Origin of the sequence: Vibrio sp. J383 (assembly GCF_023503985.1) — a bacterium.
In the GTDB taxonomy this organism is placed as follows: Bacteria; Pseudomonadota; Gammaproteobacteria; order Enterobacterales; family Vibrionaceae; genus Vibrio; species Vibrio splendidus.
The window spans coordinates 1944822-1956260 of record NZ_CP097293.1; the positions used below are offsets into that span (position 1 = coordinate 1944822).

At 44.0% G+C, this 11439-nt stretch carries 12 protein-coding genes; 11 read left to right on the forward strand and 1 reads right to left on the reverse strand.

The window, feature by feature from the left end; all coding sequences use genetic code 11:
* The 8 genes from M4S28_RS08780 to M4S28_RS08815 all read left to right on the forward strand — a co-directional run bounded on the left by M4S28_RS08780 (position 1) and on the right by M4S28_RS08815 (position 6821).
* Entirely contained in the window at positions 1 to 903 is a 903-nt protein-coding gene (locus M4S28_RS08780) for a type II secretion system F family protein (protein WP_017078040.1), read from the forward strand.
* A complete protein-coding gene (locus M4S28_RS08785; protein WP_249631609.1) occupies positions 900 to 1742 on the forward strand; it encodes a type II secretion system F family protein in 843 nt (280 codons plus the stop codon). Before M4S28_RS08780 ends, M4S28_RS08785 begins: the two co-directional genes overlap by 4 nt.
* A gap of 47 nt (positions 1743 to 1789) precedes the next feature.
* Positions 1790 to 2491, forward strand: a complete 702-nt coding sequence (locus M4S28_RS08790; RefSeq protein WP_004733947.1) for a tetratricopeptide repeat protein — start codon at positions 1790 to 1792, stop codon at positions 2489 to 2491.
* Complete coding sequence (locus M4S28_RS08795) at positions 2478 to 2960, forward strand: TadE/TadG family type IV pilus assembly protein (protein ID WP_249632721.1); 483 nt, start codon at positions 2478 to 2480, stop codon at positions 2958 to 2960. The genes M4S28_RS08790 and M4S28_RS08795 overlap by 14 nt, the downstream gene beginning before the upstream one ends.
* Positions 2950 to 3507 (forward strand): tight adherence pilus pseudopilin TadF, encoded by a 558-nt coding sequence (tadF, locus tag M4S28_RS08800; RefSeq protein WP_249632722.1) that lies wholly within the window; start codon positions 2950 to 2952, stop codon positions 3505 to 3507. The genes M4S28_RS08795 and tadF overlap by 11 nt, the downstream gene beginning before the upstream one ends.
* Positions 3508 to 3517: 10 nt before the next feature.
* The gene (locus M4S28_RS08805) at positions 3518 to 5074 is read left to right on the forward strand and encodes a TadE/TadG family type IV pilus assembly protein (RefSeq protein WP_249632723.1); all 1557 of its coding nucleotides are present in this window, start codon (positions 3518 to 3520) and stop codon (positions 5072 to 5074) included.
* Between the two features lie 8 nt (positions 5075 to 5082).
* Positions 5083 to 5721 (forward strand): OmpA family protein, encoded by a 639-nt coding sequence (locus tag M4S28_RS08810; RefSeq protein ID WP_249631610.1) that lies wholly within the window; start codon positions 5083 to 5085, stop codon positions 5719 to 5721.
* A gap of 158 nt (positions 5722 to 5879) precedes the next feature.
* Positions 5880 to 6821 (forward strand): sensor domain-containing diguanylate cyclase, encoded by a 942-nt coding sequence (locus M4S28_RS08815; protein ID WP_249631611.1) that lies wholly within the window; start codon positions 5880 to 5882, stop codon positions 6819 to 6821.
* Between the two features lie 109 nt (positions 6822 to 6930).
* On the opposite strand, the gene M4S28_RS08820 is transcribed toward M4S28_RS08815, so the two are convergent.
* The gene (locus M4S28_RS08820) at positions 6931 to 8190 is read right to left on the reverse strand and encodes an adenylosuccinate synthase (RefSeq protein ID WP_065681901.1); all 1260 of its coding nucleotides are present in this window, start codon (positions 8188 to 8190) and stop codon (positions 6931 to 6933) included.
* Positions 8191 to 8403: 213 nt separating this feature from the next.
* Here M4S28_RS08820 and M4S28_RS08825 point away from each other — a divergent pair, with 213 nt between their 5' ends.
* The 3 genes from M4S28_RS08825 (at position 8404) to M4S28_RS08835 (ending at position 10958) form a co-directional block, all read left to right on the forward strand.
* On the forward strand, positions 8404 to 9276 hold the full coding sequence (locus M4S28_RS08825; protein ID WP_249631612.1) for a LysR family transcriptional regulator: 873 nt from the start codon (positions 8404 to 8406) through the stop codon (positions 9274 to 9276).
* 280 nt (positions 9277 to 9556) lie between these two features.
* Positions 9557 to 10564: a CDF family Co(II)/Ni(II) efflux transporter DmeF gene (gene dmeF / locus M4S28_RS08830; RefSeq protein ID WP_249631613.1), complete on the forward strand. Its 1008-nt coding sequence runs from the start codon at positions 9557 to 9559 to the stop codon at positions 10562 to 10564.
* Positions 10542 to 10958 carry a MarR family winged helix-turn-helix transcriptional regulator gene (locus M4S28_RS08835; protein ID WP_017070724.1) on the forward strand — a complete coding sequence of 139 codons (417 nt, stop codon included), beginning with the start codon at positions 10542 to 10544 and terminating at the stop codon, positions 10956 to 10958. Before dmeF ends, M4S28_RS08835 begins: the two co-directional genes overlap by 23 nt.
* Positions 10959 to 11439: the final 481 nt, after the last annotated feature.

Genomic DNA, 11439 nt, shown 5'->3' on the forward strand with positions numbered 1-11439 from the left:
ATGCTTTGGCTTTCGTTAATCCTCTTTGCGTTTGTGCTGCTTTTGATCCGAGATTCAAAGGTAAAAAAGGTTAATCAGTTTTTCAATATTGAAGAAGTAGAAGCTGAAAACTTCAATGCTATTAACGTCAAGTCTTTGGTTCGTAAACAAAACTGGCAAAAGTTCAAAGAGTCCGTATCACCCACGTTAATGGTGTTAGGCCCGCGTTCTTCTCTTTACATTGCGCTCTATATTACGGGCAGCATCATCGCATCTTGGTACATCGTTGTTGAGTTGCTATCAATCACCAATACGTGGTTAGTGCTGGGCTCATCTATGGTATTTACACTTTGCGGTTATCGGTTCCTAGTGACAAGAAGACGTCGCGAATTTGAGAATACGTTCCCAGATGCGCTGAATATTCTAATGAGTGCGGTCACTGCCGGTGACAGCTTAATGCAAGCCATCAGTTATGTAGGCGATGTGATGCACAACCCGATAGGCCGCGAATTTAAGCTAATGGGCGACCGACTTAAGTTGGGTGAGTCACCAGAAGTGGTGCTTCAACGATCGTGCAAAAACTACCCCTACCCAGAGTTTCTATTCTTTACCGTGACTATCAGGGCAAATATTGCTCGAGGTGGGCAACTTAAGGGCGTGATGGCGCGGCTGATTAGAGTGCTAGTGGACTCTCGAACGTTAGAGAAAAAGAAAATGGCGATGACTTCGGAAGCTCGAATTTCCGCCAAAATAGTTGCGGCTATTCCTCTGATTTTTATGCTTATTCTCAACTACGTTAATCCCGATAATGTGGAGTTTGTTCTCTACGATCCAGAAGGAAGGCTTGTATTGTTTTACGTGCTTGGTAGTGAACTGTTCGGTCTATTTCTTGTTTGGTTGTTAGTGAGAGGAGTACGCGCATGATGTTATTGGCTTCCCTTGTTGTGTTGTTTTTTTCGCTACTCTTTTTGATTATCGATTCTATTCGTAAAGAGCAACGACATAAGAAGGTTGCGCTCTATATCGGGGATAATTCGGCTCGTGCACCTTCACGCGTAAATCGCTTTTTTGTTCGTTTTGGTAAAGAACATCGCCATGAACTCGAGCAAAAAATGATAGAGGCGGGTTATTACAACACGGATTGGGCAAAATTCTATTTTCCGGCCAAGTTGTTGGTATTGGCGTTGGTTTCAGGGTTGGTGCTGTTAGGGGATATGACGTCAACCAACAAACTGCTCGTGGTTATTTTCTCGCTGATTGGCGTCATTGTCGTCCCAGATACAATGCTTCAAATGCGCCGCAAGATGTTGATCAGTCGAACCTCAGCTCAACTGCCGTATTTGCTCGACATGATGTCGGTATGTGTTCAAACCGGTATGACGATTGAAGCGGCGCTGGTTTATTTGGGGAAAGAGCTGGCTGAATTTGATTCAGATCTTTGTTACCAAATTAAACGCACATCTGATTCTGCAAAAATACACGGTTTAGAAAAGGCGCTCAATGATCTGAGTGAGCGTATCCCGACGCCACCAGTACGAAGTTTTGTACTGACCATCATTCAAAACCTGCAATACGGCACATCCGTGGCGAGTGTGTTAAGTGACCTCGCGGAAGACATGCGAAAAGTCCAAATTCTTACGGTCGAGGAAAAGGTAGGTAAGCTCTCTGCGAAGATGAGTGTCCCATTGATCCTTTTCATCATGTTCCCGATCGTTATCTTGATTCTCGCGCCGAGCATCATGCAAATGACATTGAATATATAGGGAGACGACGAGTGATTGGAAAACGTTTTTGTCTCATTTTGTTGTCGATGAGCGTGTTAGCGGGCTGTCAATCAGCCCCGTCACCACAAGACCTGCAGCTTGCCGACGTCACTAGTATGGAAAAAGTGAAGAACTATGACGGCTTGATTAGTTATTACAAATCTGAGCTAGAGCAGGGCTCCGAAGACCCAGAGGTAAAAGAGAAACTGGCATGGGCATATTTTCATAAAGGGGATATCGAGTCGGCAGATTTCTATGTCCAACATTTGCAAAAAGAGGGGTTTGAAAATCCCAACTTGTACCAGTTAGAAGGGCAAGTATTTGATGCAAAAAATGACGTTGAAAGTGCCATTACCGCTTATCTAGCTTCTATCGAGGTGGGAAATACAACGGGTCAAATTCACGTCTTGCTCGGCGTGTCGTACACCAAGGTTGGAAGATTTAATGAAGCTTACCAAGAACTGAATCGAGCCCGTTTACGCGGTTATGACGATGTCGTGGTTAAGAACAACATTGCGATGATTCAAATGGCTAATGGCGAGTATCAACAGGCGATCGAAACGTTAGCTCCGGTTTTAAAAGAAGACCCGTCGAATAAGATCGTAAAAGCGAACCTAGCTATCGCACTAATGAAAACTCAGCAAATCGACTCAGCCAAGAAGTTACTCAAAGGTGACTTCTCAGCAGAAGAGATCCAGAGCATCGCCGCTGAATTAACTCATCTAGGAGTTAATGATGAAGCTTCTTAATAGGCAGAAGGGCGTGACGGCGATTGAGTTTGTGTTGGGTGCGCTTGTTCTGTTTTTCGCCACCTTTGCGATCTTCGAATCGAGTTACCAAGTCTACGTTGTGAACATGACCGAGTATTCGCTGAGAGAAACCATCAGGAATACCAAAATATATGAAGGTAAAGGGATCAACGAGCAGTACGAAACTAAGTTCAAATCGTTAATCGAAGATGATGACAATCTATGGAGTTTCTTAATTGATAGCTCAAGGTTCTCTATCGCAGGTCAGTACTTCAAAACCTATGACGATTTCATCGCGAATAGGGGACACTCTGATCAAGGCTTGAACTTTAACTACGACTTAGCCGAAATCACGGTGACCTACCGCTACACGCCAGTGATTAAACTGACTGGCGCTGCTGACAGGGACATTTCAAGCACCATGGTTTTGAACTTAGAACACGAGGGGTGGAAAGATGATGCTCCGTAAGCAACGTGTGCTTTCTAAAAGACACCAACAAGGCTCGTATACGATTGAGTTAGTTTTCATTCTAGTGGCCTTGTGGGGCGTTTACCTGTTTGGCGCAGACTTGAGCTATCAATTACTCGCGCGCGCCAAGCTCGATCGATCCAGCTTTGCTTTAGTCAATGTGATCAAAGAGCGTACTCGTTATTTTGAAGCCGACGTGTTGGCAGGACAAAACCTACCCGTCACTAATTCAGAGTTAGAAGACATGGCCAAAGTGGCAAGTCGAATGCTTAATACGCCAGTTGATAACGTGGCGATCAAGATAGAGTCATTAATCAATAAAACGAATGTCGCTGAATTCTCAACCAGCAAGTACAGAAGCTTAAATTGCCAAACTGATTCGATTCTCGATCATGCAGATTTAGCGCCGGTAGAAAAGGGCGTTGTGTATCCATTGTACCGAATCAGTCTTTGTGAAGAGCAAAGTTCTTGGTTTAAACCCTTCTTCAACGGTGGCACCAGCACCACGGTTAAGATTGGCTCTTCTTCAATAATGCCTGGGAGATAATGAAATGAAAATGCAGCACGATCGTCATATCAATCGCCAGCATCTCAGTCTCCAAAGACAGCAAGGGGTTGCCGCGGTTTGGATGGGCTTATTGCTTGTTCCAATCATGGGCATGACTTTTTGGGCGGTTGAGGGCACACGTTATGTTCAAGAGACCAGTCGATTAAGAGACTCCGCAGAGGCCGCAGCGATAGCAGTGACGATTGAAGACCAACCGGATCAGGCTCGCGGGTTAGCGACTAAATATGTCGAAAACTATGTGCGGGACATCAAATCAACCAACCTCTCAGCAGACCGGTTCCACCAAGCGGAAGACGAGGGCACTGGGGTTCTGGAATACATCCAATACACAGTGAATGCAAAGACGACACACGACTCTTGGTTTGCGAGTAGCTTTATCCCTTCGTTTGACCAGCAGCAAGACTTAGCGGGACGTTCGTTAGCGAGAAAGTACCCAGTTTACCTTGGTGATAACAACATCGATATTGTGTTTGTGTCGGACTTTTCCGGTTCAATGAATGACAGATGGGGTTCAAGTCGACACATAAAAATCGACGATCTGAAGACAGCCATCGATGCAATATCCAGCAAAATTCTTTGCACATCGATTAAACAGGACTATGTCGATGGCGAGTGGAAATACGTTTGTGATGAGCCCGGAGAAGATACAACCGGAGACAAACTGCTTAATCGAGTTGGTTTTGTGCCTTTTAACGTTCGAACGAGGGAGATTGTCTCGGGAAATCAAGCTCGGGCGACAAGCCAGTTGAGCTACAAAGATAACTATAAAACGAACGTATCACCTTATTCCTACAACGATGTTAACTGGGATTACTGGCGCACCTATTCACAAAATGACGTGATTAGATGTGCTGACCGGCAGTCACGTTGCTCATATCCAAAATCGGAGAATCAAAAGTACGCCAAACGTATTAAGGATGTGATTTATCAAGATAACTACTTGGTTGCAGACGTATACAACTATGTAGATTTATCGACATCAGTGTCGACGATGTTTACGGATAAGTCGGGGTTACAGCCTGATTTTTATAGTGTGAGTGGAACAAGTTTATTTAACGCGCATGGTTCTTCCAATTCATCGCAGTTTTCGAACATTCGTCTGTCGAACAAGCTCTCAGATTTGGACCCGATTAACTCTATGTGGGCAGACGGTGGCACCGCGGCTTTTCAAGGCATATTGAGAGGTTCTCAGGTGCTTCATGACGGTGACCCGAACAGTTCCGATCAAGAAGAGCAGCAAATCTACAACAAGAAAATTAAGATGTTGCTGATCTTAAGCGATGGGCAGGAGAGTCCGAATAACGGCATCCTCAAAGGGTTAGTCGACAGAGGAATGTGTAACAAAGCAAGAGAGGAAATACCAGGCTTATACATAGGTGTTATTGGGATCGATTTTCGAGCATCTCAACAAAGTGGTTTTCAAGACTGCGTTGTCGACCCAAATGAAGACATCATCGACGTATCTAACCTAGATGAATTGATTGAAAAGATAGAAGAACTCATCCGTAAAGGCTCAAAAACAAGCGGAATAACTAAGTTGTACTAGAGGAAAATATGAAAAAGTTAATGATCGGTTCAATCGTCATATCGACATTGCAATTTAGCCTTATCGCCAATGCGGAAGAAGGCATCAGTGTTTATTGCGATACTGCGTTCAGTGAGTATCAACACAGTGTCACGGTTGATGATGTCGTTGGCATTGCACAGCACAGACAGGGCTTATTACAAATAGAGCAGCCGTCTGACAGCCGTGAGCTAAAACAAGCGTTAGCAGGTCAATCCAATCTAGGTATGAACCAGTCAGGATGTAAGACTTGGATCAGTAACCAAGAGCGTCAAGGGTTGTTGGCACGACTTCATTTTGGTTTTGATCAACACAACTTATCGCCGATGGGCAGCAAAGCACTGAGCCAACTTGCAGGCGAGTTAAAGACTAACGGCAGTGCGATTACGGTGGATGGACACACTGACAGCACCGGCGAAGCAGGTTATAACCAAGCATTGGGGCTTCAAAGAGCACTGACGACATCGGATGGTTTAATCGCGGATGGTGTAGAGAAGAATCGCCTTGTTATACGCTCATTTGGTGAAAGTAAACCTGTTGCGTCCAACGCAACGTCAGAGGGTAGAGCCAAGAATAGACGCTCAGAAATTTGGGCCTTTGCGAATGATGCTTCTGAAGTGGAAAATTAAGATTTAGGGTTTGGTTGTTGCTTGGTTCTGCTTAGTGCTTGGTTGTTGCTTAGTACTAGGTAATAACCGCCCTAGATTGTCGCTCTTGGGATTTTTGTTACAACGTATACTAATGAATATTCAATTAAGTTTAACTGTCTGATACTAAAGAAATATTAATGCTTTTTGATAAGTTCTCTTCTGAAGGGATGCAAAAAAATATCGATGTCGATACTTGGGTATCTATATTGGATAACATACGAGACATAATGGACGCATCGAATGCGGGCATCATCATGATCTCTGATTTGAGTTGCTCTGGTTCTGAGAGTGTGTGGAGCTCCTCAAACATATCGTGTAACCAACATAAGAGCAAAATTAGCCTCTTTTGTGAGTATGTGCATAACGAAAATCGCACGGTCTATTTGAGTGGTCATGCTGGTGGTGATTCCGTTTCTGCGAATGGGGCGGATGCTTATAAGTCGTTTTGTGGCGTCCCGGTAAGAGATATCGATGGCGAAGTGTTTGCGGTGCTCTTGGTTTTTGATTTAAGCCCAACAGCGTATACCGAGAGCCAAGTTAGCTTGATTGAAAACATATCGACTCTATTGCGTTCTGAAATTCTATTAAAAGAAGAGAGCCGGATTTTATACAAGAATAGTCATTTTGATATCATGACAACGCTGCTTAATCGAAGGGGATTCTTCCACGAATTCAATAAAGCAAACATAAGCGATGGTGAGATCGTTTGTTTGTATTTCGACTTGGATAATTTGAAGTACATCAATGATACCTATGGCCACTTTAAAGGTGATGACTATATCTCTGGCTTTGCGTCATGCATAAAAAACAATGCAAAGTACAACATCATATCGGCTAGGGTCGGTGGTGATGAGTTCATTGTCGTCATACATTCAGAAGAGGCTGGTTATGCTTCTGAGTTGATCAATAACATTCACGCTGAATTTCATGACTTCATTGAAAGCTTTCGTTGTGATGATGAGGTACCACTCGGTTTTTCATATGGTTGTGGTACGGCGGATTCCCGAAGTTTCAACATCATAAATCTAATAAAGTCTTCCGATGAAAACATGTACCTCAATAAGAAAAACAAGATTTAGATGTTCGTGACAGGCGTAAAAAAGCCCACTAGTGTGGGCTTAGATGTAGATGTAGATGTAGATGTAGATGTAGATGTAGATGTAGATGTGGGTGTAGTCGTTTTCTAAACTAAGCTCGAATGATCATTTGTTCGCGCTCAGGACCTACTGATACCATCACGATTGGCACACCCATCAACTCTTCGATACGCGTAACGTAATCTTGTGCCGCTTGAGGAAGGCTCTCAAACGTGCGGCAACCCGTGATATCTTCGTCCCAACCTGCCATATCTTCATATACAGGTTTTAGCTCAGCCGTTTGTGGCCAAATCGGGTTCTCAGTATGTTCACCTGAGTAAGCGGTACAGATCTTAAGTTCAGACAAACCAGATAGGCAGTCAATCTTAGTTAGTGCGATTTCAGTCGCGGCTTGTAGGTCAACGCCGTTGCGAGTTGCTACTGCATCAAAGTAACCCATATCACGTGGGCGACCCGTAGTTGCACCGTATTCGTTAGAGCTTTCGCGGAAGCTGTCTTGCTCTTCCATTGCAGTTACTAGCGTGCCAGTACCAACAGACGAGCTGAATGATTTAGCAACGGCAATAATACGCTCAGGGCGAAGGGCAGGTAAACCGCTGCCAATGCCTGCATAAGCTGCAGTTACATTCGAAGACGTTGTCCAAGGGTATTCACCGTAAACAAGGTCACGACCTGCGCCTAGCTGAGCTTCAAACAGTAGGTTCGCGTCTTGCGATTGCAGTGCTTTTAGCGGCTCAGTTACATTGCAGATGAACGGGCGCCAAGCTTTAGTTACTTCAAGTAGCCATTCTGTCATTTCAGAAGCAGTCTGAGTGAAATCACATTGAGGGTATAGAGCCTTCAGTTGTGGCATCTTCCAATCAAGCAGGAATTGAATGCGTTGCTCTAAAATCTCAGGTTGATTCAACCAACCGACAAGAATGCCTTTCTTCATCACGCGATCGCCGTATGCTGGTGCAATACCTTGACGTGTTGAGCCGTAAGCGCCGTCACCCAAACGTTCTTCTTCAAGCGTATCTTCAAGGGCATGTAAAGGCAGACACAGTGTCGCACGATCTGAGATCGCCATTTTCACTTTGATGCCAGCCTCTTGAACTTCTGCAATTTCTTGAGTTAGCGCAGCAGGGCTGATCACCATGCCTGGGCCAAGAACCGCCGTACAATCAGGATTAAAAATACCACTAGGTAGTTGGTGCAGTTTGAATGTACCGAAGTCGTTTACTACGGTATGGCCTGCATTGTTTCCGCCTTGAAAACGAATGCTAGCAGAAGCTTGGTCTGCTAAAAAATCGACGATGCGGCCTTTGCCTTCATCACCCCAGTTTGCGCCCACAACAACGATAGATGGCATAATTTTTCTCCTAACTGATTGAGAAATCATGTTAGGCCTACAAAGTGGATAAGAGAAATTAATTATCTTTATTATCTTGATAAGGATTCCATATATCCCTAAAGTCTTAACCTACAAGCGAGATTCCCTATCATGTTCGTTCCTCACTGTAGGGAATGACGATGGGGCATTCTTTACTTTAGGGAATGATGTAAGTGACACGAGAGAGAGGACATGATGCTCGATATTAATTTGTTGAAGACGTTTGTGACGCTAGCGGAATATAAGCATTTTGGGAAAGCGGCCAATGCACTGCACATGACACAACCCAATGTGAGTTTGCACCTAAAACAACTGGAAAAACAAACACGCATTAAGTTGATAGAGCGAAGTCCGTTTCAACTGACTCAAGCAGGCGAAAGGCTATTAGAAACGAGCCAAAGAACGCTACTCGAACTTCAGATTTGTCAGGCCGATCTCAACGCCATTAACGATCTAAAAATAGGGACGTTAACTATTGCCGTAAGTGACATTATTTCCCGATTCTTGTTGATTCGTCCTTTCCAAAAGTTCAAAGCGCAGTATCCCGGTATTGACCTTACGCTCTTGAATACCACGTCATCTCAGGCATCGAGTTTAGTTAAAAATGCTCAAGCGGATATTGGTTTTGTTATCGCCAAAGAACAGCACAACGAGTCACTGTATTTCACTAAGCTGCAAGAGCTTTCTTGGTGCGCGCTAGGCGATGGGTTTGATATCCAAGACTCTGATGCAGAGCTCACTTTGATTTTACTAGGCCATGATACGAGAACGCGTGACTTCATTGATGAAGGTTTACCAAGCCTTAATCTGCCTAATTATAGGGTGATGGAAGTAGGGAGTGTCGACGCTCAAATCGACTGGGCAGAAGCGGGATTTGGTGTGGCGATTGTTCCTGAATTTGCGGTATCCACCAAGCAGCATCTGCATTCGAAAGTGACACCGTTGATGAACTTTTCTAGCACCAGTCTTGGTTATATTGTTCGGCAGAACCAAGTGTTGTCGAAAGCCACCAAGCAATTGTTAGGTTGGGTGAATGATGAGATTACTCTGTTGCAAAACCAATAACTCCTTCTGATCTTAGTAGCCCACCTCGTGTGGGCTTTTTTGTGTCTGCAAAGCGCAGTTTTTACCGCATCTATTGGCTCTGGAACGACCTAGAGTTCGCCATCAACTATTACATCGGCAAATCAGAGTCTCAAAATTCATCGTTGACAATGTTTGATAATCAAACTAAATTCCATTTATTGATTTGATAATCAAACTACTTGTGAGTCAAAGCACTTTTTTGACTAAAATTAATCAGTAACGACTCCTAACATTGAACACACGAGCTAAGGACGCCATTTTGAGTTTTCCAACACGTCACCAACACAACTTTTCTTCACATAACAGCCAAGGTGAAAAGCGTACTTTCTACGTTCTCTTGTTAACTATCATCACCATGGTTGTCGAGATCGTTGCCGGTACTATTTACGGCTCTATGGCGTTACTTGCCGATGGTTGGCACATGGGGACGCACGCTGCAGCGTTTGGTATCACCTTATTTGCATACCGATATGCGAAGAAACATGCCGAGAGCGAACGTTTCTCTTTCGGTACTGGCAAAGTTAGTGTGCTAGGGGGCTACACCAGCGCGATTGCATTGGGGATTGTGGCATTATTGATGCTGGTGGAATCAGTGCATCGTTTATTTAACCCACAAGCGATTCAGTTCAATGAAGCGATCATCGTTGCCTGTATTGGTTTAACCGTGAATGTGGTGAGTATGTTTTTACTCGGCGATCACCATCATGACCACGGACACAAGCATGGCCATGATCAAAGTAAGAACCATGGCCGTTCGCACGGTCATTCACATAGCCATGATCACGACAGCGACCATGGTCATAAACATGTTGAGCATCACGGACACCATCATGATCACAACCTACGCGCAGCCTACATGCATGTATTGGCGGATACTTTGACTTCACTGTTGGCCATTGTTGCGCTGCTATTCGGTAAGTTTTACGGTTGGAACTGGTTAGATGCGGCAATGGGTATGGTTGGCGCATTCGTGATTGCTAAGTGGACGATGAACCTTATGAAACAAACCAGTCCAATCCTGCTTGATGAGAATATCGACCAAGATTATCGTGATTCAGTGACTGAAACCTTAACGCCTTATGCGTCGGTTACCGATTTCCACATGTGGAAGGTGAGTGGGCATCACTATTCAGCAGCGATTACTCTTGAATCAAACAGTGATAAAACCGTCTCTGAATATAAACAAATGCTCGCCAAGTTTGATAAGATTAATCATCTTACTCTTGAAGTGCATTCAAACGACCATGCGAAATATAGAACAGCTTAACCAAATACTGACTGAGTTCTACGATAAAATGTCTTCGTGGGAGCAGTCTGTTGTCAAAGAGACGGGTTACTCCCTGGCTCAAGTACACACCATTGAAGTGCTTGGTATGCATGGCGCGTTAAGAATGAAAGAGCTCGCTGAAAAGTTGGGTATCACCACGGGTACGCTTACCGTTCAAATCGAAAAGTTGGTTAAAGCTGAATTGATTGAGCGCCATGAACACCCAACAGATCGTCGTGCGATTGTGGTTGCTTTGACTGATGAAGGGCAGAAGATACACGTTCACCACAACCAGCTTCACTTGAATTTGGTTAATGGACTAACACAAGACATCGAAGAAGATGAGAAAGCGGTGTTATTGAAGTGCCTAACCAAGATGGTGAAAGCGTTTTAGTCAGCCTTGAGTTCGCATTCTAACTCTTTAGCTGCAAAGCGATTGACTAGACAATCAAAAAATGGACCTGACTCGAATTGAGTGGGTCCATTTTTTTCGCCGTTTACGCTCTACTGTACAATCATCAATAGACGGATTCACTGTTTAAAAACCAAGTCAAAACCTCCAATATTGCGCTTCGCTCGTGCTCTTCTGGAGAGCCAAAAAAATGTCATCATAAATAATGCGTCCAAATGTGCTTCAAAGTCTTTTAATTCAATGCCTTGTACACCGTGGTGTTCAAGCTATTTATGTTCCGTCAAATAGCTGTCTCTCACTTTTATCATTCAACTAATGTACATGTATTCAATTTGTGTTATTGATGCTTTTATCTTTAGTGAAAAGATTCATTCTCTGTTTGAATACCATTGAGAATGTCACTGCTGGTGGGCTGAACAGTCGCTAGATTTAGTGCTCATTACTGATACAAAAACCATAACCA